The sequence below is a fragment of the Lysinibacillus sp. FSL M8-0355 genome, assembly GCF_038008985.1.
Taxonomy (GTDB): domain Bacteria; phylum Bacillota; class Bacilli; order Bacillales_A; family Planococcaceae; genus Lysinibacillus; species Lysinibacillus fusiformis_D.
Genome location: NZ_JBBPAI010000001.1, coordinates 2,731,631 through 2,752,496, shown reverse-complemented (window position 1 = coordinate 2,752,496; position 20,866 = coordinate 2,731,631). Strand labels below are relative to the sequence as shown.

Genomic DNA, 20,866 nt, shown 5'->3' with positions numbered 1-20,866 from the left:
AATATAAAATGAATAATAAGTTTCTTTACAATCTACTTGCTGTATCAGCCGCTTTAACCCTGACATCCACTTCTATAGTATCACCAGTAACCGCTTATGCAACTACAAGCAAAATGGAGCAAACGAACTATGATGATACGTCTCTTTCAGCAAATGAAGCCAAAATGAGAGAAACCTTGCAAAAGGCTGGGCTTTTCGCAAAATCTATGAATGCTTATTCGTATATGTTGATCAAAAATCCAGATGTGAACTTTGAAGGAATAAATATTAATGGATACGAGGATTTACCGGGTAAAATTGTACAAGACCAAAAGGATGCAAGAGCACACGCCCTTACATGGGATACAAAAGTAAAAAAACAGTTGATCGATACATTGACGGGGATTATTGAATACGATACTAAATTTGAAAATTATTATGATGTTATTGTATATGCAATAAATGCAAATGATGGAGAAACATTAATAGAAGGAATTACAGATTTACGAGAAGAAATTCAAGAAAATCAAAAATGTGCACAACAATTAATAGAAGCGTTAACGGAATTAAGAGACAATATTGGAAAAGATGTCAGAGCATTTGGAAGTAACAAAGAGCTCTTACAGTCAATTTTAAAAAACCAAGGGGCAGCAGTTGAGGATGATCAAAAACGCTTAAATGAAGTTTTAGAATCAGTAAACTATTATAAAAAATTAGAATCTGATGGAATAATAACAATAGCGGTGCCTACTATTCCTACACTAATTGCCGGCGGTATTATGTTGGGGATTGCAAAAGAGAATTTAAGTCAATTAGAACCGTTATTAAAACAATTACAACAGACAGTTGATTATAAATTAACATTAAATCGTGTAGTTGGAGTTGCGCATAATAGTATTAGTGAGATGTATAATGCACTTGATGATGCGATCAATGCTCTCACTTTTATGTCTGCACAATGGAATGACTTAGATTCTCAATATACAGGAGTACTCAGACATATTGAGAATGCAGCTGATAAGGCCGAACAAAATAAATTTAAATTTTTACTTCCTAACTTGAATGCAGCTAAAGACAGCTGGAAAACATTAAAAATAGATGCAGTCACATTAAAAGAGGGAATAAAAGAATTAAATCTAGAATCTTCAAAGTAGATTACTTTACTTTTTGCTATTGATAATTGGCATGAATTTCTATTGCATCGTTTTTTATGATTATAAAAAACGATGCAATGCACCTGTTAATTCCATCTAATAAGACTTGTATTTTAAAAGAGGTAGATTGGGAAAAACGTTTTTTGAAGCTACTCTTTATAGCTTGTCCATCCATTTTCAAAAAACATTGGATAATGGAGTATAATAGAATGCTTTTGTTAGATCTGACATACTCACCTCAACTAAAATTGGATAAATGGTAGTTTTTAGTGAGTGAAAGAGAAGGAGATAGTATTTATGGTGATATTAAAAAGTAAGAAAGTAATCGCAAGTATATGTTTTTTCTTTACAATGCTTTTTTCTTTAGGTGGTGTCCACTTAACTTCTCTGGCAGCTTCCGAACAAAATAATCTAAATTTATCAGAGTGGATGAGAGAAATACCTAACTCTCGCGCATTAGCAGAAATTTCTATTCCAGGAACCCATGATAGTGGTACATTCAGACTGGAGGATCCTATAAAATCCGTATGGGCAAAAACGCAAGAAAATGACTTTCGCTCTCAAATGGATCAAGGTGTCAGATTTTTTGACATCAGAGGACGTGTAACGGATGATAATACAATTGTTCTACATCATGGACCTGTTTATCTTTATGTAACACTCCAGCAATTTATTAATGAAGCCAAAGAATTTTTAAAAAGTCATCCAAGTGAAACCATTATAATGTCTCTAAAAGAAGAGTATGAATCCATGCCAGGAGCAAAAGAGTCATTTGCTAGAACCTTTGAAAATAAGTATTTTGGAGATTCTATTTTCTTGAAGACAGAAGGGAATATAACTTTAGGGGATTCTCGTGGAAAAATCGTACTCTTAAGAAGATATTCTGGTAGTACGATGACTGGTGGATATAAAAATTTTGCGTGGAAAGATAACGCAACATTTACTTCTATGACAAATGGTAATGTGAAAATAACGGTACAAGATAAATATAATGTGAACTATGAGGAGAAGAAAGCAGCAATTGATAGTATGCTAAAAGAGACAGCATTAAATAAAGATAACCCAAATCACATTCATATCAATTTCACGAGTTTGTCTTCTGGTGGTACGGCTTGGAGTAGTCCGTATTACTATGCTTCCTATTTGAACAGCATTACTGCGGCTAAAGTGAGATTAGAGCATCTAAAGAATCTTGAAACAAAAGCTGGATGGATCATTATGGACTATATAGGTGAGAGGTGGAGTCCGAAATTACATGAAGAGATAATACGTTCTAATTTTCGCAATCTACCAACTGATGAGCCACACTTATTTGAGCATATAGATGGAGAGGGAATAGATTTTACTTATCTTCCACATTCTCAATGGAATGATCAAGTGTCATCCATTTTATTAAAACCTTATACAGAAATAACTATATATGAGCATAGTAATTTTACAGGGAATAGTGTAACGATAGCAAACACAACTGGTTCAGCACAATTATTCAATTTAACGTCTTATAACTTCAATGACAAAATGTCAGCCTATACGTGGAAACTAATTCGTTAAGATTATCATACGAACAGTATTTATAAGCGTATATAAGCGTATTATCTTAGACCTGCCACTCTTACTAGCGTTGATGTCACGCTGTACATGACAAAAAGGACAAGTCCATTATCCCTTATAAGGTGATTTCTCCACCTAGAAAATTAAGTGGTGGATAGTTCACGAAGCAATGGAGGTTGCTATAAGCTACTGAACGCCTATAGCTTTAGTACTTGAACGGTTAGCATATAAGTTCGTTCACTTTAATTGCGTTGCAAAACACCTTGGAATCGATTCATCTTGTTACAACACCAAATGGTCTTAGTTTTTTAACATTGATATATAGCCATTACTATCATGCCAAATACGAAAAGGAGCGTCATCTTTGAACAAAGATAAATGTTCCAGCTGTGATTTTGGTTTAGAAGTGCAGCGTAGTACAATTGTATAGAAGCGCTTTTTAGATCTTACCCATATCTTTTTAGGGTAAGATCTTTTCAATCGGAACTATTTTGCGGGAGAAGCGTCACAATGTTAAATTGTAGGAAAGCGAAGAGTAGGTATAGAAGTGGAGTTAATCACAGATAAATTAATCATGATTGCTTTATTCATTTTAATCATTCATGCTATTGAAACACTTGCTTATGCCGTACGTTTATCAGGGGCACGTGTTAAATTACTAGCATCGGCTTTATCTCTTTTTAATGTGATGGTCATGGTGTCGAGGTTGGCGAATATGATGCAGCAACCATTTACAGGAAGTCTTGTTGATACAGCACCAGCCGATCAGGCTTTGATACATGTAGAAAACCAATTTCGACTGATTATTGGAGCGGCATCACTTGGAACATTACTAGGGATCTTACTAATCCCAACCTTCATAGCTATTTTTTCAAGGGCTATCGTCCATTTGGCAGAGGAAAGAGGCTCAATCCCCGCTTTATTGAAAAAGGGCTTTACGTTTGAATATGTAAGACGAGGTATGAAGCACATTCATAAACCTCATTTTACTTATTTAAAAGGTATTAGCTTACGGGATATACCAATGAAATTATTTGTTATCAATATTGTCATAACAGCGATTTATACCATTGGCGTTTTATCTGCTTTGTATGCCACTTTGTTAGTACCAGAACTAAAGACTACTGCGGTTATGGCATCTGGATTAATCAATGGCATAGCGACGATACTTTTGATTCTATTTATTGATCCTAAAATATCCATACTGGCCGATGATGTTATCAATAAGAGAGGAAGTTATCTTGAATTAAAAAAAGCTTCCGTTATGATGATGTTCTCTAGATTTTTAGGAACGATTGTGGCACAGCTATTATTGATTCCTGGCGCCCATTATGTAGCGTGGTTTGCACAGCTGATTGCTTGAATAGAAACCTCTTCCTTTATCGTTTTTTCGTATAGAGGAAGGGGGTTTTTTATTTTTGGGACGTCAGCTATTGATAACAGTGTGTGGTAAAGGGGAAGTGAAGCAGATATATAGTATAATGTATGTGAATAATACATTGGAAAAGGGGAACGAACGTATGCCGACTATACTTGTTGCGGATGATGATGCGAATATTCGTGAACTTGTTTGCCTTTTTCTGCGCAAAGACGGGTTCACAACAATGGAGGCCGAGGATGGCAAAGAAGCTCTAGCCATCTATCACTCAATGCCTGTCGATCTTGTTGTGCTGGATATTATGATGCCGACGATGGATGGCTGGACATTATGTAAGGAGTTGCGCAAAGTAAATGCTGAGCTTCCCTTACTGATGCTGACAGCAAGAGGGGAAACATGGGAAAAAGTGAAGGGCTTTGAGCTCGGAACAGATGATTATTTGACAAAGCCTTTTGACCCACTAGAGTTGACGGTACGAGTAAGGGCTCTTCTAAAGCGCTACAGGATTGGCTACTCACAGATCATTCAACTTGGTCAAATCATGCTGGATCGTCAGACCTATAAAATTAAAAATGGAACAGAGTCTATTTCGCTGCCGCTAAAGGAGTTTGAATTATTATATAAGCTTGCGGAAACACCTGGGCAGGTCTACACACGAGAGCAGCTGATCGATCAAATTTGGGGAATGGATTATGCTGGCGATAATCGAACGATCGATGTACATATTAAGCGTCTGCGCGAGCGCTTCACTGCAACAACTGAATTTCAGATTGAGACAGTACGAGGTCTTGGCTACCGACTTGAGGTTAACGAATGATTCAATCATTATATACGCGTGTCGTTTTAACATTTCTAGTTGCCGTAATTGGTGGCACAACTATATCCTTTTTTATGGCAACATGGGTATTTGAAGATAAATTGAATGAAAACTTACAAATCCCCCTAGTGAATTTTGGTCAGGACATTGTCCATATATTTGAGACATTGCCATTTAATGAAGCAGAACAATTTATTCGTGAAATGCATCAGCTTGAATCCTACTATATCCGCATTTATGAAGAAAAGGGGCAGTTCAAATCCTACGGAGAGCAAAAGGGTGTTCCACTGGCCAATGTAACAATGACACAAGTTCAAAGTGTACTGGATGGGGAAGTCATTCAAGTTAATCCGGGTGGTGTTTCGTCTATTTTTGTAGGAATGCCACTACAAACTGCAATGGGGACTAAGGCGATGTTTATCGAACCCATCTCCCTCCCTTCTACTTCCTTTGCTATAAAATTGATATTGAATTTTGCTACTTATGCTCTTGTTATTGGCAGTGTCGTGTTTATAGTGGCTGCTAGGTTTCTCGTCAAGCCAATAAAAAAATTGACAACAGCAACAAAGCATATTGCAGGTGGAGATTTCAATGTCGAGTTAAATATTAAACAATCAGGGGAGCTAGGTACCTTGGCCAAAAGTTTTGAGGACATGGCGGAGGGGTTACAGCAATTGGAGCAAATGCGGAGAGAGTTTGTATCGAACGTCTCACACGAGGTTCAGTCACCACTTACTTCCATATCAGGCTATGCAGCAGCATTGAAGCAAGTAGATATTACAGACGAGGAGAAAAGTCGCTATCTTGATATTATCATGTCGGAAGCAAAGCGAATGTCTAAGATGAGTGATAGCCTGTTAAAGCTAAGTTTGCTCGAGTCGAAGACACAGCCAATGCAATGTGCGACGTTTAGTCTGGATGAGCAAATTAGGCGAGTAATTATTGCCATTCAGCCGCAATGGTCTGCTCGCAACATCCAGTTTAATCTTCATTTACAGGCTGTTCATATAATGGCTGATTATGACCAATTAAATCAGGTATGGACCAATCTTCTTACTAATAGTATTAAATTTTCCAATGAAGGTAGTATGATTGAGGTCAGTATGAAGCAGGACGCTCATCATGTGATAGTACGAGTAAGTGATTCGGGCATTGGGATTTCTTTAGAGGATCAGAAGCGTATTTTTGAGCGGTTTTTTAAGGCGGATCGTTCACATAGTCGTAAATATGATGGGAGTGGAATGGGTCTCGCAATCGTTAAGCAAATCGTATCATTGCATCAAGGAGACATTCAAGTAGAGAGTAAGCTTGGACAAGGGACGACCATCATTATCCAATTGCCTCTTATGACACAGTAAATGCGTGAGATAGCGAAATTTTTTTGTTGTTCATATTGCGTTCATATTACCGTCATATAGTAGACATCTTCGTCCTTTACACTGATCAATAACAGCTAAGTAAGCTAGCTGGAATAACGGTTGTAAGGGAGGAAAGCACGAGCAAAGATGAACCTCGTGCATAAAAATGAAAAAAATTTTTCGAATTTTACTTAAAACAATAGCTGTTATCGGTTTAACGATAGTACTGCTACTTGCTATTGTGTTTATTGTAAACATTATCTGCAACAAAATAGAGCAAGGGAAAATAGAACACTATGGTCAGCTCATTACTGTGAATGAAGGAAAAATGAATGTTACCATCCAAGGGAAGGGGGCAGAAACAATCGTCCTACTACCAGGCTTCGGAACAGCAGCACCAACACTTGATTTTAAGCCACTTATCGAAGAACTAACTCCTCATTACAGAGTCGTTTCAATAGAGCCTTTTGGCTATGGTTTAAGTGATGATACCGATAAAGAACGAAGCACCGACAACATAGTGAGTGAGATTCATGAAGCTTTACAGGCGTTGAAAATTGACCGCTATATGCTCATGGGACACTCTATAGCAGGTATTTATGGACTTGATTATGTCAATCAATATCCGAATGAGGTGACTGCATTTGTCGGGATTGATAGCAGTGTGCCTACTCAAGACGGTATGGATACAAAATTCCCAATTAAGTCGTTACAACTTCTCAAAAAAACCGGGATCGCTAGAGTTCTTATAAAATTTTCAGATGATCCATATGCTGGCCTACCGTATGATGATGACACAAAAGAACAAATACGGATGATTACAAACAAAAACTTTTATAATACGAGCACTTCCAATGAATTAACAAATATAGAAATGAATTTTATAGCTGCCAAAAACGTAACTTTCCCTAAAGATTTACCTCTTTTGTTATTTGTTCAGGCGAAAAGTGAAGGCATTGAAAAAAATTGGATACCATTGCATGAAGAGCAAGTCAAAAATTCAGTTCATGGAAAAGTAATCACATTGGACGGTGACCATTACTTACACCATACAAGATCACAAGAAATTGTTGAAAACCTAAAAGAATTTATGGATAACTGATAGTTATAGCATCTTACCTCTTTGTTGTTAGAGGTAAGATTTTTTATTGAAATTCATGAAAATAAAATACCTCCCCCAATGAAGTCGCTTTAAGTAGCAATCTAATTGTCCCATTCTTTTACATGGATGTAATCCATACTTCGATAAGCGTTGAATAGCTTCCTGTTTATAATCAGATAGTAGTGATTAATGAAACAGGTTAGGAGTATCTTGTATGAAAAACTATCAATTTATTGCTTTACTAGTAGTAACAACCTTTTTAATGGGTTCATCGTTTGCTATCGTAAAATTAGGATTACCGTATTCATCACCATTATTATTGGCTGCCCTTCGATTTATGCTGGCAGGGATTCTAATGGTCATTGTTGTCATGATTTTCAAAAGACCTCATCCGACCTCAAAGAGAGAATGGCTCAAGCTATGCATCATCGGAGCATTTCAAACGGCTGGTGTAATGGGGTGTATTTTTTTAAGTCTACGCACCATTACAGCAAGTGAATCATCTATTTTAACATTTACAAACCCTTTACTCGTTGTCATATTTGCCACCATTTTTACCAAAGTACGCTATCGTTTCTATCAGTGGATCGGGGTTGTGCTTGGCTTAATCGGAGTGATCATTACAATGGGGGCACAAGTTGAATTGAAAATAGGTCTTCTATTTGGACTTTTATCCGCTGTATTTTGGGCGATTGCAACACTTTTAGTGAAAAAATGGGGAATGTTCTTTGATACATGGGTTTTATCAGCCTATCAAATGCTGTTTGGGGGCTTACTCCTTTTGCTAGGAAGTGTCGTGTTAGAGCAACCATACTTTATTGTCAATCCACAGTCATTATTGATTTTGTTATGGCTTAGTATTTTTTCTTCCATCATTCAATTTGCAGGCTGGTACTATCTTCTTCAAAATAGTGATCCAGGAAAAACAAGTGCCTATTTATTTTTAGCACCTTTTTTTGGGGTGCTAACAGGCTGGGTAGTATTAGACGAAACGTTACATGAATCGTTAGTGGTTGGTGGGTTATTTATCATTAGTGGGATTTATTTAGTAAATCGTACTTTTAGTAGAATAAAGGGCTAGTGGGGCAATCCAAAAGCCCTCTATTCTTCTAGCTGTCTAAATGAAATACCTCTTTAAAACCTCTTTTACCTTTCTCAGTCACTTTAATGGCGCGAATAGATGGTACACGTGTAAGCCAGCCGAGGTTTAATAATTGGTTTAATAGACCATTGCCTAGTGCACCTGCTAAATGGTAACGTCGTTCACTCCAATCTAAACAAGCAGGTGAAAAGGAGCGTCGTTTTCTTTTTAAAGCAGCTAGATCCATCCCGAATGTAGTAAAAAATAAAGTGCCTTCATCTGTCAGGATAAATTGTTTGTCCTCTAATTTTAGATAGCCTGCATCCACCATTGACTCTGTTAATTGGACACCTAATTTACCAGCTAGATGGTCATAGCAAGTTCTAGCATCCTGCAATAATTTCATTTGGCTAGATTGTTTTAAAGAACGTACTTCAGGTGGCGGTGAGATGACGAGAAAAGACTCAAGAAATTGAGCAATGTCCTCACCAGCTAATTGAAAATAACGGTGCCGCCCTTGTTTTTCAACTTTAATCAGCTTTCCTTCTACTAATTTAGCAAGATGAAAGCTAGCAGTTTGTGGTTTAATGGCAGCCATATACGCCAGTTCACTAGCTGTATGAAAACGCCCGTCCATCATGCTAGCAAGAATGGTTGCTCTTGACCTTTCGCCAAGAAGTGCCGCTACCTCCGCCATGTTTGGATTAATTCCCATATGTCACAATCCTTTCAGTTTTCTATATTTTGATTTTAGTTAATTTCATTATCGTTTACAATAAAAGTAATAGAGGAGGAGAAATAAATGGAAACCTATTATGCAGTGATTTTTACATCTCAAAGAACTAAACAGGATGGGGAGGGCTATGGCAAAATGGCTGACCTCATCGATGCCCTAGCACAGCAACAGCCTGGTTTTCTGCGTGTTGAAAGTGTCAGGAACGAGGAAGGAAAAGGCATTACGGTGTCCTATTGGGAATCGCTAGAGGCTATTCAAGCATGGAAAGATAATGCCAAACATTTAACCGCACAACACTTGGGACAAGATAAATGGTACGCGAACTATAAGGTGGAAATTTGCCAAATGATAAAAGATTACTCTTTTGTGAAATAAAATGACGAGTGAGAAGGAGGTCTATTTTTTATGACAATTGCTGAGGAATGGCATGAGCTAAGACAAAAATTTCATCCTTCAGATCCGATAACGATTAATCAGATGCATGTTTTCAAAGAGCGATTAAAGCAGGAGCAGCAAACGGAAGAAACGTTAAGGCTACTAGTAGAAGTCTATTGCTTGCTTAGGATGTACCTAGAGGCTTATCAGCTTTTTACGACCATTATGAATAAAGCTGATAAAAAAGATCGAAAAAAATATGGTGTTCTGCAAACCTACATAAATCAACCAAATTTGGTGAATCCTCTGCTACCACGAAAAATAAACGACCAACAGCCAACTCAAACAATCATTCCAACCTTTAAATATGTTCCTAAACCGCTTGAGGCGAAAATTTTTGAAACAGGTGAAATCGTTGTCTGTGATTGCTGTCAACAGCAAGTGGATGTCTATTACACAGGAGGTATTTACGCTATTGAGGATGTAGATTATCTTTGTCCTTCTTGCATCCACAGTGGAGAGGCTGCCCAAAAATATGATGGCTCTTTCCAGCAAGATTTAATGGATGATGAACAGGTTACTAACCCTGCCTTTGTACAAGAAATTCTCTATCGAACGCCCGGCTACGTAAGCTGGCAGGGCAATAATTGGGTAGCTCATTGTTCGGACTATTGTGCGTTTATCGGCTATGTTGGCTGGAGTGATATAGTGGAGCTAGGTATTGAGGATCAATTTGATAATTATACAGGCTTTTCGAAAGAGGAGCTTTCAGCATCGTTAATGAACAATGGTCATCATCAAGGCTATTTATTTCAGTGCTTGGAATGTGACCGTTATGTGCTCTATTCAGATTTTAGTTAATCGCTGTTAGAGGAGGTAGAGAGGTGGAACAATTTCTTCAACGATATATGTATTCATGGCGTTTGAATGGCTGGCTGATGCATGATATTTTTTTATGTATCGTGTTGGGATTAGGATTTTTACTGTTATTGTTTATCGTCATTAAACGTAAAAGCCTTGTTATTTCTAGCATTTTACTAGTTGTATTTATAGTGGTTAGCAATCTAGTCATGATTGTTTTTGGCTTAGCGGGGAGAAGCTTTCCTATAAAATCTGATTCGCCCATTTATACAGATGATTCACAACACATCGCTGTCCAAATGGTGCAGGGCTCTGAAAATAATGGAACATCGAATGGCATTACGCATTTGCTTGCTCATTATCTCATTGTGGCTGTGAATTTAGAGACAGGTGAAAAGCAATGGACAAAATCAGCTTCCCATAAAGATACATTGATTGGGAATTTTATGGGTGGTCTTCTTGTTCATCATCGTGATGATGAGTTTGGTCAATTGTCACTGTTAGATATAGCAACAGGAAAGGAAATACTTTCTGAACAAGAATTTCGTCAGCAATATCAGCCATTAATAGATAAATTAAGTAATGGTGCACATCAGATGGTTATTTTACAAAATAATTTATATTTGGAGGGTGTCGATGGCAAATTCTATCACTTTGATGGTGAAACTTTAAGTGAGAACCCAAAAGCTCAAGATTTCCTAACAGCTCGTTTCTTCATTGAGACAGGGTTGCCTGGATATTTTGCCACACACCCACAGTCTGTAGAGGACTATCAGGTAATTCAAGATTTTAGTCAGGCTGTTCTAACAGAGCCTGCCATTCAAGCCTACCAAAATTTAGAACCTAAAGTGATTGATGTGGATATCGCAAAAAAAACAGCTCTCGTGTCTTATCGTCAAACACAGCGGGAAAGTGCTGACCATATGGTTTTGTTTTATGATATGAATAATCATCAAGTATTGTGGGAAGAAAATATAGGTGTTATCAATCCTGACCAACAACAACCTGGTATACGTACATTAGAGGAGACCTATGTTATTCAAGCAGGTGACAGATTATTAGTATTGGATAAAGAAACGAAAAATAGGAATGTTCAATATCATCTGCGGTGGAATCGACCTATTGATTAGTGGCGAATGCCAATGCTTATCCTTTTGACAACAAGTTAAAACCATCTATTTGAAAAAACTGTTCATTTTTCGATTCTGTAAAAAAGGAGTATAATTTAATAGGAAGAAACTCTATGTAAAAGGATGACGTACAAACATGAATGAGCAATTAGTGGATTGGATTATACGCTTTCAAAGGGATAAAGATATTGAAGCACTCGCCCATTTAAAAGACTATTGTTATGAGATGATTGAGCCTTTGATTGAGGAATTTACTATGAAATATGGTGAAGAGGCAGGGGAGCTCCTGCATTTAAAATGGGATAAACGGTTTTATTTTATTTTTACGAAATATCAGGTCAATGTTGGACTACCTTTAGATACCTTCGTTCAAAATACGTACCGTTTTTATTTCATGCAAGTGTTAAAAAAGGCAGGCTATTTGTGACAGAAAAATCCCTTGATTTGTGTAAAAGCAAATCAAGGGATTTTTGTTTTATTGGTAAAGCAAATCTTCTGCTAGGTTAGTAAATATCTCACCGATAATCGTTTCTTCCTCATATACTGATGAGCCTGTATTTTCTTCAGGCTGAGCGAAAGGAACATGGGCGATTACTTGTGTTTGCAGTAAATCTGCTAACTGATCGGCTCCACCTTGTCCAAACAGATAGTTTTTTTGACCATCTGCTCCTTCAAAATAAGCCATGTTTTCAACAACACCAAGAATAGTATGTTTCGTATGTTGAGCCATCAAGCCTGCGCGGGATGCGACGTGAGAAGCAGCAAGATGTGGTGTTGTTACAATGATTTCCTGTGCCTGAGGAATCATGGCTGCCATATCAATGGCCACATCGCCTGTCCCTGGTGGTAAATCTATCAGAAGATAGTCCAAGTCTCCCCATAATGTGTTGACAAGGAAATTGCGAATCCATTTGTTGAGCATGGGGCCACGCCACATAACAGGCTGGTTGTCATTGGTAAAAAAGCCCATCGACATTAATTTAACCCCATGACTTTCTACTGGAATAGCTGTTTGGTCAAGCATAGTAGGTTTTTGGTCAATGTTCATCATAGCAGGAATACTAAAGCCATAGATATCCGCATCAAGTATTCCTACCCGTTTGCCGAGACGGGCAAGGGCGACTGCTAAATTAATGGTCACAGTCGATTTCCCAACACCGCCCTTACCACTTGTGATGGCAATGAATTGCACACCAGAATTAAGCAGTAGCATATTCGGCATTCCTTGCTCTGTCACATTTTTCGCTTGTAGAGACGCAGTTAATGTGCGACGTTCCTGATCTGTCATAGCTCCAAAGGTAATGGCAACACTGGAGGCACCAATCGCTTGTAATGCTTTTTCCACATCATGCTGGATCTTCGCTTTTAAAGGACAACCTGGAATGGTTAAAATAATATCCAGCGATAGATGGGTGCCGTTTATTTGAATATTACGCACCATATTCAATTTGACGATACTCTGATGAAGCTCTGGATCTTCTACTTGTTGTAATGCGTTGATAACATCTTCTTTTACTAACATGTCGGAACCACCTTATTCTTTTAAGCCTTTGCCAAGTCCCTTTAAGAAATGGACTCCAAAATTGAGCGCACGATTGACATCTGGATCATTTAACATTTTCATAAGCTTAAAGGCACTTACTTTTTCATTGGATTCAAGTGCTTTGCTCGCTTCATCTACACCTGAATTTAAGCCGTCAATTAGCTTAGTCGTTGTTTCTGGATTGAGCTCCGTCAATGCTCCTGCAACGCCCATTAAATTATTAATGATATTGGTTACAGGCTTACGAGTTAATTGTCCAAGTGCAATATGGGCCACATCCTCTTTCGCTTCTAGTAGCTTCATTGCTGCTTCTAGTGCACCTATATCATTTAATTCAGCCATAATACTAAACACTTGATTAACGGCTTCTTCATTATCAGAAAGCAGTTCTTTTAGATTGTCTAATTTTTGTTCCTTTAGTTGTTCTTCCGTCAATTGTTGTTTTTTAATGCTTGTAATAGGTACAGCCATGCTCTCACTCTCTTTCGTTAATAGTTGTTAAGTGAACGTAGCCAGGACGATTCCATTTCCGATGAACCTCAACACCATTTTGAGGATGACGCTTTTTATAGCGTGGGTTCGTACGAGGAAGTGGTGATTTTCCTTTTGCTTTTAGCACTTCAACTCGTACTTTTGTTTGTTTATAAGCTGGTGTTGATGTATTCACATCTGCTGCAGGGCCCGTTAAGAAGTTGATAGCTGAATCTTTATTAACGGAGTTCATCGGTAAAAATAATTCGTTTCCTTGCACGCGATCTGTGACAAGAGCATTTAGCTTTAATGCACCATAAGGAGATACTAAACGAAGTAAGGCTCCATCTGCAATACCTCGTTCCTTCGCCAGTTCCGGTGATACTTCAACGAAAATATCAGGTACTTTCGATTGAATACCTTTCGATTTATTTGTTAGATTTCCCTCATGGAAGTGTTCAAGCATACGACCATTATTAATAAGACAATCGTACTGTGCCTCATATTCCACAGGTTGCACCCAATCATTTAAAGCAAAACGAGCTTTTTTATCAGGGAAATTGAAACCATCTTCATATAGTAAAGGTGTATCTTTACCATCATGGCTACCCCAGCAGAAGCTACCCCAGCCTTCTAAGACATCATAGTTGGCTTGTGAGAAGAGGGGGGACAGGCTAGCCATTTCATCAAAGATGTCACTTGGATGATCATAATGCCAATCTGCTCCTAAACGACGAGCAACCGCTTGCAAGATTTCCCAATCTGCTTTCGATTCACCAAGTGTTGGTAATACTTGATAGAGGCGTTGAACACGACGTTCTGTATTCGTGAATGTACCTTCTTTTTCAAGGGAAGGCGCAGCAGGTAAAATCACATCTGCATATTGTGCTGTACGTGATAGGAAACAATCTTGGACAACAAAAAAGTCTAGTTGTGAAAGCACCTCATCTACATGGTTGGCATTACAATCAACAAGCGCCATATCTTCGCCCACTAAATACATGGCTTTCATTTTACCTTCCATAATCGCATCTAACATTTGCATATTAGTTCGACCTGGTTGCGACTGAATTGGGACACCGTAAGCTTTTTCGAATTTTGCACGCGCTGCCTCATCTGTTACCTTTTGATAACCTGGCAAGAGAGTTGGTAGTGTACCCATATCACAGGCACCTTGCACATTGTTATGACCACGAAGAGGGTAGGCACCCGCACCTGGACGACGATAGTTCCCAGTTGCTAAAAGTAAATTTGAAATCGCTGCGGATGTATAAGAGCCACCAGTATTTTGTGTTACACCCATGCCCCAAAGCACACATGTACCATCTGCATCACGAATCATTTCAGCCACTTCGATCAATGTTTCTTTACTAATACCCGTCATTTCTTGCGCATAATCAAGTGTATATGTTTCAAGTACTTGTTTAAAATCATCATAATGAAGGACGTTTTCTTGAATAAAGGCTTCATCGTGCCAACCTTGGTCAATGATATATTTGGTAACGGCCATTAACCAAACTTGGTCAGTACCTTGCTTCGGACGCATAAAGATGTCAGAACGTTCAGCCATTTCATGTTTACGAATATCCGCAACAATTAATTTCTGACCATGTAATTTATGTGCACGTTTCACACGTGTTGCTAAAACAGGGTGTCCTTCAGCCGGGTTAGCCCCAACAATGATGACAAGACCAGCCTTGGCAATATCTTTGATCGTACCCGCGTCACCACCTAAACCTACTGTACGTAATAAACCGTCAGTAGCAGGGGATTGACAATAACGGGAACAATTATCGACATCATTTGTTCCAAATAACTGACGTGCCATTTTTTGAATTAAGTAATTCTCTTCATTTGTAATTTTAGAAGATGAGATAAAGCCGACAGAACCAGGACCAAATTGCTGCTGAATACCACCAAGCTTTGTGGCAATTAAATCGAGTGCCTCATCCCATGATGATTCAACAAATTCATTATTTTTACGAATAAGAGGTTTAGTAATTCGTTCCTCAGAATTAACGAAGTCCCAACCAAATTTCCCTTTGACACAAGTAGAAATTGCGTTAACGGGACCTTCGGAAGGTTGTACTTTTAAAATTTTACGGTCTTTTGTCCAAACTTCGAATGAACAACCTACACCACAGAAAGTACATACTGTTTTTGTTTTTCTAGTACGTTTACTACGCATAGCTGCTTCCACTTCAGAAACGGCAAAAATACCGCTATAGCCCGGTTCAACTTCCTTAATTAAACTGATCATTGGATCTAACATATCCTGTTTCAGACCAGTCATAAATCCAGCCTCTCCAAGCATGGATTTTTCCATTAAGGCATTACATGGACAAACGGTTACACATTGACCGCAACTTACACAGGAAGAATCATTAATTGCTACGCCAGTATCCCATATGACGCGTGGTCTTTCGGCTTCCCAATCGAGGGATAATGTTTCATTCACCTGTAAATTTTGACAAACCTCTACACATTGACCACAAGCGATACATTGGTTAGGGTCATATCGATAAAACGGGTGTGACATGTCTACTTCATGAGGTTCCACTTTCGGTTGGTAAGGATATTTTTGATGCTCGATTTCCATCATTTCAGCCGTGTTGTGTAATGCACAATTTCCATTGTTATTATCACAAACTGTACAGTACAGTAAATGATTTTCGAGTAGACGATCCATCGCTTCTGTTTGTGCTGCTTTTGCTTTGTCAGAAGTTAATAAAACATTCATGCCGTCTACTGCCTTTGTGGAGCAGGAACGAACTAATTGACCGTTCACCTCCACGATACATGTATCACATGTTTCGATTGGATCAACAGCAGGCACATGACAGATCTGTGGATGTGGAATGTCATGCTGATTAATGGTATCAAGGATTGTAGCTCCTTCTTTTACATCATACGATACGCCATTAATATTAATTTGAGTCAAGATAACTTCCTCCTTTTGCACTTTGAGACTAATCGGACAACATGTTGCAGCTTAAGACAAAAAGGGAATAACAAATCGAGTTGGTTATTTTTGAAAAGATTGTCTTGTTATCATTGTAATTCCCCATTGTTCTTGAAGCTACCTCAAAATAGGCAAATTGCTAGATCATAACAAGTTATCCATGTCTCGGTTTTTAAAAAAATAAAAAATCCACCATGAAATAACATGTCCAAGACATGCTAATGATTCATGGTGGATAAAATTCTTAGCAGGCCTTGCTAAAAACTCAATCTACTTTTATTTTTTAATAACAATAGAATTTAACTATTAAAAACACTATGCAACATCGTGACATAGGGATCAAAATAAATCAATTCCATTTGTGATATGAATATTATAGCTCTTTCCTTCAAAATGAACAATATTTATCATAAAATTTATTAAATGAGAATTATTATCAAAAAGTATTTTCTCTTTTATTTTTTTAAAAGTTGCTATATCATTAACAAACTGTAAGGGTGACCCTCATAACCATTTACCTAAAAAAGTTTAATTACGATGGGAGAATCGTTGCTATGTCTAAAAAAATACACGAATTTAATGACATGATTCGAAAGTTACGCAAGGAAGTATTTGGTAAAGGACCTGAACGTATTCATACCGTTTTTGTCGAGAATATGGCTGTATCTACTTTATACGGTAATATCACACCGACAGAAAAATTTATTGCCAGTACACCAGAAGGGTTAAAAATGGTGCATGCTGCAAGGACGAGTATGATTCAGGATTTATATACGCAATCACCACCAGAGGGTATGGAAGAATTGATGGGTAGCAAACTACTCCACCTATTTTCAGATATTAAAATTGAAGAGGATTTTGCGATTTCCGTCTTTGTTTTTGAAAAGAATATCAGTGAATAAAGGGGATGCCTTATGGAGCGAGCAATAACAAGGAAAATTGTGCGAGTTGAAGGACAGCAAGTGAAAGAAATGGATGATTTAATCGTCTCAGAATACGCGGTGACCGTAAAAATTAATCAGCAAGAATTTGTCACGATGGTATGTACACCAGAGTATGTAGAAGATATGGTCATCGGCTATTTAGCTTCTGAACGAGTGATTCGTAGCTTTGAGGATATTGAGGAAATTTGGCACCAAGAAAAAGAAGGCTTTGTGCATATTAAAACAAAGCATGTCAATCCTTATTATCAGCAGACGCAAAACAAACGCTATATTACCTCTTGCTGTGGGATGAGTCGACAAGGATTTGTTTTTACGAATGATGCATTAGCAGCAAAAAAAATGGAAGACGTTCAGGTGCAAATGTCGACTGAGGATTGCTTCCGTTTAATGCATGCGATGCAGGATGGTGCCGACATTTTTAAGAAAACGGGTGGTGTGCATAATGCTGCACTATGTGATGTCAATGGCATTGTGTTAAGTCGTATGGATATTGGACGCCACAATGCTTTAGATAAAATTTACGGCTATTGCTTACGCAATAACATCCGTATGCAAGATAAAATAATTGTTTTTAGCGGACGAATATCGTCGGAGATTTTACTCAAAGTCTCCAAAATAGGCTGTGCCATTGTGCTGTCTAAATCAGCTCCAACTGAATTAGCCTTGCAATTGGCTGAGCAGCTTGGCATTACGACGGTAGGCTTTATCCGACAGCATTCATTGAATATTTATACACATCCACACCGCATCCTATTACCAGCTCAGAATGTACTGAAAGAAGGAGATTAAATGACGAATCTACAAGACCAATTACACAGACCGTTAAGAGATTTAAGAATATCCGTAACAGATCGCTGTAATTTTCGTTGCCGCTATTGTATGCCAGCTGAGGTATTTGGTCCAGATTATGCATTTTTACCGTCTGATAAAATATTAAATTTTGATGAGATAGAACGATTAGTAAAAATCTTTGTTTCATTAGGCGTGAAAAAGGTGCGAATTACGGGCGGCGAGCCATTGCTACGTCGTGATTTGCCCGAATTAATTGCCCGTATTCACCGTATAGAGGGTGTAGAAGATATTGCTTTAACAACCAATGGCTCTTTATTAAAAAAATATGCACAGCCATTGGCACAAGCAGGCTTATCTCGAGTCTCAGTTAGTCTAGATTCACTTGATGAAGAACGTTTTTTCGAGATGAATGGTCATCGGGGCAAGGTATTGCCGGTGTTAGAGGGAATTGAAAAGGCAGCAGAAGCGGGTTTACAAGTAAAAATTAATATGGTTGTTCAAAAAGGCAAGAATGACCAAGACATTGTTACAATGGCTCAATTTTTTAAAGAAAAACAGCATATTTTACGCTTTATTGAATATATGGATGTAGGGAATTCGAACGGTTGGCGTTTAGATGATGTGGTGTCCAAAAAAGATATCATTGAGCATATCCATCAGTTTTCTCCATTACAGCCAGTGGCTCCAAATTACAGGGGGGAAGTGGCAACGCGCTTTCAATATCAAGATGCACAAGGTGAGATTGGTGTGATTTCGTCTGTGACAGATTCTTTCTGCTCCAATTGCTCCCGTGCTCGTCTCTCAGCAGAAGGATCATTATACACTTGTTTATTTGCAACTGAAGGCACTGATTTAAGAGAGCTGTTACGATCAGGGCAAGATGATGCAGCCATCATCAAATGTATTACGAACGTTTGGGAAACAAGAAATGACCGTTATTCAGATGAACGCAATGAACAAACAATGGCAAAAAGGAAAAATTCAAAAATTGAAATGTCTCACATTGGGGGGTAGCGTGTAAAAAAACAGAAAAAATCGGCAAAATGATGCCGAATTTTTCTGTTTATTTATGCACAAAGGTGCCACTTTTTCCACCTGTTTTTTCAACAAGATAGGTTTCTTTAATGACCATTGTTTTATCAACGGCTTTGCACATATCATAAAAAGTTAAGGCAGCAATGGACACAGCAGTAAGGGCTTCCATTTCAACACCAGTTTTTCCACTACATTTGACAGTGGCTTGAATATGGAGCTCATAGCCATTCTCCGCTTTTTCATAGTCAAACTGGAAATCTGTGCCCTGTAGCATGATAGGGTGGCACATAGGAATGATATCGGCCGTTTTTTTAGCACCCATAATCCCTGCAATTTGAGCAACTTGCGTCGGATCACCTTTTTTAATGCCACCTTGTTGGATGGCTTCATAGACCGCATCCGATAAAATAATCGTACTGCGAGCAATAGCTGTACGTGTCGTGATTTCTTTTGCGGATATATCGACCATTTTAGGACGACCTTCTTCGTTCCAATGTGTAAAATTATTCATCGTTAAACTCCTTTTTATTCGTTTGTAACCAATCTTGTTGTGCGTTGATATTGACAAATGTTGGGCTATTGTCATCAAAAGGAACGTAGCAAACACGAATTTGCTCTAACAGCACTTTCATACTTCGCTTGTTTTGTTCCGTTAATTGCTTTGCCCTTGGTAAAGCTGTACGTCGATATAATGCCGCTAATGGTTGATCCCGTAGCGCTTGCGTAGGAACAATAGCATCATAGGCGTCATCAATCAGCCCTACCATTTTTTTGATAAAATTGGTATTCATATAAGGCATATCGCTGGCTACGACAAAAAACCATTCCACATCAGGGTAGGCTGTCATGATAGAATGCAAAGCAAACAGTGGGCCTTGATGTGGCTGCTTTTCGATGATCCATTGGACGTTTTCCTGCCCAAATTGCTGTTGTAAGTGCGCGTTCGTAGCAATAATGATAGGATCTAGCCGATTTTTTTGCAAGGCTGTGAGACTATGTTTATATAAAGGCTGCCCAGCAAACAGCTCAAACATTTTAGGCTGACCATAGCGAGAGGATTGACCACCAGCTAATACAACTCCAGCAATTTTCATAGGCGATTCAACTCACCGACAAAATGTTGGACAGTAGGAAGAATGAGCTTCGTCATAGCCAATGTCACCGCATTTGTAGAACCTGGTAAAACATAAATAGCGGTTTGCTGACGGCTTCCAGCAGTGGCTCGACTAAACATTGCTTTTGGGCCAATTTCTTCATAGCTGAGAGTTCGAAATAATTCACCAAACCCCATCATTTCTTTTTCAAAAAGAGGCAGAATGGTGTCGTAGGTTTGGTCTCTTGGTGTAAATCCTGTTCCACCCGTGACGATAATGGTATTGATTGTGTGATCACTGCACCATTTCTTGATATGATTGGCAATATCCAGTGGTTCATCCTTTGTTAGCTGGTAGTCGACTACTTCAAATGTAGCTTCTTGAAGTAAGGATTGAATGCGTTGACCAGCATGATCATCTGCTTTAGTGCGTGTATCACTGACCGTTAAAACAGCTACTTGGATTAGTTGCTGTTGATGTGTGGGATGCACAGTAAAAGACCT

General features: G+C 38.3%; 20 protein-coding genes and 1 pseudogene. 14 read left to right on the top strand and 7 right to left on the bottom strand.

What is annotated here, in order from left to right:
- Positions 1-8: 8 nt before the first annotated feature.
- The 7 genes and pseudogenes from MKY46_RS13400 to MKY46_RS13370 all read left to right on the top strand — a co-directional run bounded on the left by MKY46_RS13400 (position 9) and on the right by MKY46_RS13370 (position 8,420).
- On the top strand, positions 9-1,133 hold the full coding sequence (locus tag MKY46_RS13400) for an HBL/NHE enterotoxin family protein (RefSeq protein ID WP_036126924.1): 1,125 nt from the start codon (positions 9-11) through the stop codon (positions 1,131-1,133).
- A 297-nt stretch (positions 1,134-1,430) separates the two neighbouring features.
- Positions 1,431-2,411 (top strand): annotated as a pseudogene (locus tag MKY46_RS13395) (phosphatidylinositol-specific phospholipase C domain-containing protein); the annotation flags it as partial.
- 847 nt (positions 2,412-3,258) lie between these two features.
- A complete protein-coding gene (locus tag MKY46_RS13390; protein WP_036126929.1) occupies positions 3,259-4,047 on the top strand; it encodes a lipid II flippase Amj family protein in 789 nt (262 codons plus the stop codon).
- A 157-nt stretch (positions 4,048-4,204) separates the two neighbouring features.
- Positions 4,205-4,879, top strand: coding sequence for a response regulator transcription factor (locus MKY46_RS13385; RefSeq protein ID WP_340809828.1), 675 nt, complete (start codon positions 4,205-4,207; stop codon positions 4,877-4,879).
- Positions 4,876-6,237 carry a sensor histidine kinase gene (locus MKY46_RS13380; protein ID WP_340834488.1) on the top strand — a complete coding sequence of 454 codons (1,362 nt, stop codon included), beginning with the start codon at positions 4,876-4,878 and terminating at the stop codon, positions 6,235-6,237. Before MKY46_RS13385 ends, MKY46_RS13380 begins: the two co-directional genes overlap by 4 nt.
- A 166-nt stretch (positions 6,238-6,403) precedes the next feature.
- Positions 6,404-7,339 carry an alpha/beta fold hydrolase gene (locus MKY46_RS13375; RefSeq protein WP_340834486.1) on the top strand — a complete coding sequence of 312 codons (936 nt, stop codon included), beginning with the start codon at positions 6,404-6,406 and terminating at the stop codon, positions 7,337-7,339.
- Between the two features lie 214 nt (positions 7,340-7,553).
- Positions 7,554-8,420, top strand: coding sequence for a DMT family transporter (locus MKY46_RS13370; RefSeq protein WP_036126914.1), 867 nt, complete (start codon positions 7,554-7,556; stop codon positions 8,418-8,420).
- Positions 8,421-8,448: 28 nt separating this feature from the next.
- On the opposite strand, the gene MKY46_RS13365 is transcribed toward MKY46_RS13370, so the two are convergent.
- The gene (locus tag MKY46_RS13365) at positions 8,449-9,135 is read right to left on the bottom strand and encodes an ArsR/SmtB family transcription factor (RefSeq protein ID WP_089932610.1); all 687 of its coding nucleotides are present in this window, start codon (positions 9,133-9,135) and stop codon (positions 8,449-8,451) included.
- Positions 9,136-9,222: 87 nt separating this feature from the next.
- On the opposite strand from MKY46_RS13365, the gene MKY46_RS13360 reads away from it, so the two are divergent.
- From MKY46_RS13360 to MKY46_RS13345, 4 genes are all read left to right on the top strand, one after another.
- Complete coding sequence (locus MKY46_RS13360) at positions 9,223-9,531, top strand: antibiotic biosynthesis monooxygenase family protein (protein ID WP_036126906.1); 309 nt, start codon at positions 9,223-9,225, stop codon at positions 9,529-9,531.
- A gap of 30 nt (positions 9,532-9,561) precedes the next feature.
- Complete coding sequence (locus MKY46_RS13355; protein WP_340834483.1) at positions 9,562-10,392, top strand: CbrC family protein; 831 nt, start codon at positions 9,562-9,564, stop codon at positions 10,390-10,392.
- A gap of 23 nt (positions 10,393-10,415) precedes the next feature.
- Entirely contained in the window at positions 10,416-11,522 is a 1,107-nt protein-coding gene (locus MKY46_RS13350) for a PA2928 family protein (RefSeq protein WP_036126903.1), read from the top strand.
- Positions 11,523-11,658: 136 nt separating this feature from the next.
- Entirely contained in the window at positions 11,659-11,949 is a 291-nt protein-coding gene (locus MKY46_RS13345) for a hypothetical protein (protein WP_036126901.1), read from the top strand.
- 48 nt (positions 11,950-11,997) lie between these two features.
- Here MKY46_RS13345 and MKY46_RS13340 read toward each other — a convergent pair whose 3' ends face one another.
- The 3 genes from MKY46_RS13340 to fdhF are packed head-to-tail and all read right to left on the bottom strand — an operon-like array spanning position 11,998 to position 16,477.
- A complete protein-coding gene (locus tag MKY46_RS13340; RefSeq protein WP_058844572.1) occupies positions 11,998-13,044 on the bottom strand; it encodes an Mrp/NBP35 family ATP-binding protein in 1,047 nt (348 codons plus the stop codon).
- Positions 13,045-13,056: 12 nt separating this feature from the next.
- The gene (locus MKY46_RS13335; protein ID WP_058844573.1) at positions 13,057-13,536 is read right to left on the bottom strand and encodes a DUF1641 domain-containing protein; all 480 of its coding nucleotides are present in this window, start codon (positions 13,534-13,536) and stop codon (positions 13,057-13,059) included.
- Between the two features lie 4 nt (positions 13,537-13,540).
- A complete protein-coding gene (gene fdhF, locus MKY46_RS13330) occupies positions 13,541-16,477 on the bottom strand; it encodes a formate dehydrogenase subunit alpha (protein ID WP_089932618.1) in 2,937 nt (978 codons plus the stop codon).
- 575 nt (positions 16,478-17,052) lie between these two features.
- Here fdhF and MKY46_RS13325 point away from each other — a divergent pair.
- From MKY46_RS13325 to moaA, 3 genes are read left to right on the top strand one after another with little or no spacing between them, the layout of a single operon-like run.
- Positions 17,053-17,400, top strand: a complete 348-nt coding sequence (locus tag MKY46_RS13325; RefSeq protein ID WP_036120650.1) for a DUF2294 domain-containing protein — start codon at positions 17,053-17,055, stop codon at positions 17,398-17,400.
- Positions 17,401-17,412: 12 nt separating this feature from the next.
- On the top strand, positions 17,413-18,231 hold the full coding sequence (gene fdhD, locus MKY46_RS13320) for a formate dehydrogenase accessory sulfurtransferase FdhD (RefSeq protein WP_036120647.1): 819 nt from the start codon (positions 17,413-17,415) through the stop codon (positions 18,229-18,231).
- A complete protein-coding gene (gene moaA, locus MKY46_RS13315) occupies positions 18,232-19,248 on the top strand; it encodes a GTP 3',8-cyclase MoaA (protein WP_340834479.1) in 1,017 nt (338 codons plus the stop codon). It abuts the gene before it with no gap.
- Between the two features lie 49 nt (positions 19,249-19,297).
- Here the strand turns inward: moaA and moaC are convergent, their stop codons facing one another.
- Genes moaC through MKY46_RS13300 form a run of 3 tightly spaced genes read right to left on the bottom strand, consistent with a single transcriptional unit; the run spans position 19,298 to position 20,854 of the window.
- Entirely contained in the window at positions 19,298-19,780 is a 483-nt protein-coding gene (moaC, locus tag MKY46_RS13310) for a cyclic pyranopterin monophosphate synthase MoaC (protein ID WP_036120641.1), read from the bottom strand.
- Positions 19,773-20,363: a molybdenum cofactor guanylyltransferase gene (mobA, locus tag MKY46_RS13305; RefSeq protein ID WP_340834477.1), complete on the bottom strand. Its 591-nt coding sequence runs from the start codon at positions 20,361-20,363 to the stop codon at positions 19,773-19,775. The genes moaC and mobA overlap by 8 nt, the downstream gene beginning before the upstream one ends.
- Positions 20,360-20,854 carry a MogA/MoaB family molybdenum cofactor biosynthesis protein gene (locus MKY46_RS13300; RefSeq protein WP_340834475.1) on the bottom strand — a complete coding sequence of 165 codons (495 nt, stop codon included), beginning with the start codon at positions 20,852-20,854 and terminating at the stop codon, positions 20,360-20,362. Before MKY46_RS13300 ends, mobA begins: the two co-directional genes overlap by 4 nt.
- Positions 20,855-20,866 lie beyond the last annotated feature (12 nt).

Bases quoted from the DNA above. Each gene is read 5' to 3' on its own strand.
- fdhD (WP_036120647.1), top strand. From the start codon at position 17,413: ATGGAGCGAGCAATAACAAGGAAAATTGTGCGAGTTGAAGGACAGCAA.
- MKY46_RS13380 (WP_340834488.1), top strand. From the start codon at position 4,876: ATGATTCAATCATTATATACGCGTGTCGTTTTAACATTTCTAGTTGCC.
- MKY46_RS13345 (WP_036126901.1), top strand. From the start codon at position 11,659: ATGAATGAGCAATTAGTGGATTGGATTATACGCTTTCAAAGGGATAAA.
- MKY46_RS13370 (WP_036126914.1), top strand. From the start codon at position 7,554: ATGAAAAACTATCAATTTATTGCTTTACTAGTAGTAACAACCTTTTTA.
- moaA (WP_340834479.1), top strand. From the start codon at position 18,232: ATGACGAATCTACAAGACCAATTACACAGACCGTTAAGAGATTTAAGA.
- MKY46_RS13355 (WP_340834483.1), top strand. From the start codon at position 9,562: ATGACAATTGCTGAGGAATGGCATGAGCTAAGACAAAAATTTCATCCT.
- MKY46_RS13400 (WP_036126924.1), top strand. From the start codon at position 9: ATGAATAATAAGTTTCTTTACAATCTACTTGCTGTATCAGCCGCTTTA.
- mobA (WP_340834477.1), bottom strand. From the start codon at position 20,363: ATGAAAATTGCTGGAGTTGTATTAGCTGGTGGTCAATCCTCTCGCTAT.
- MKY46_RS13340 (WP_058844572.1), bottom strand. From the start codon at position 13,044: ATGTTAGTAAAAGAAGATGTTATCAACGCATTACAACAAGTAGAAGAT.
- MKY46_RS13335 (WP_058844573.1), bottom strand. From the start codon at position 13,536: ATGGCTGTACCTATTACAAGCATTAAAAAACAACAATTGACGGAAGAA.
- MKY46_RS13365 (WP_089932610.1), bottom strand. From the start codon at position 9,135: ATGGGAATTAATCCAAACATGGCGGAGGTAGCGGCACTTCTTGGCGAA.
- MKY46_RS13390 (WP_036126929.1), top strand. From the start codon at position 3,259: ATGATTGCTTTATTCATTTTAATCATTCATGCTATTGAAACACTTGCT.
- moaC (WP_036120641.1), bottom strand. From the start codon at position 19,780: ATGAATAATTTTACACATTGGAACGAAGAAGGTCGTCCTAAAATGGTC.
- MKY46_RS13325 (WP_036120650.1), top strand. From the start codon at position 17,053: ATGTCTAAAAAAATACACGAATTTAATGACATGATTCGAAAGTTACGC.
- MKY46_RS13375 (WP_340834486.1), top strand. From the start codon at position 6,404: ATGAAAAAAATTTTTCGAATTTTACTTAAAACAATAGCTGTTATCGGT.
- MKY46_RS13385 (WP_340809828.1), top strand. From the start codon at position 4,205: ATGCCGACTATACTTGTTGCGGATGATGATGCGAATATTCGTGAACTT.
- MKY46_RS13360 (WP_036126906.1), top strand. From the start codon at position 9,223: ATGGAAACCTATTATGCAGTGATTTTTACATCTCAAAGAACTAAACAG.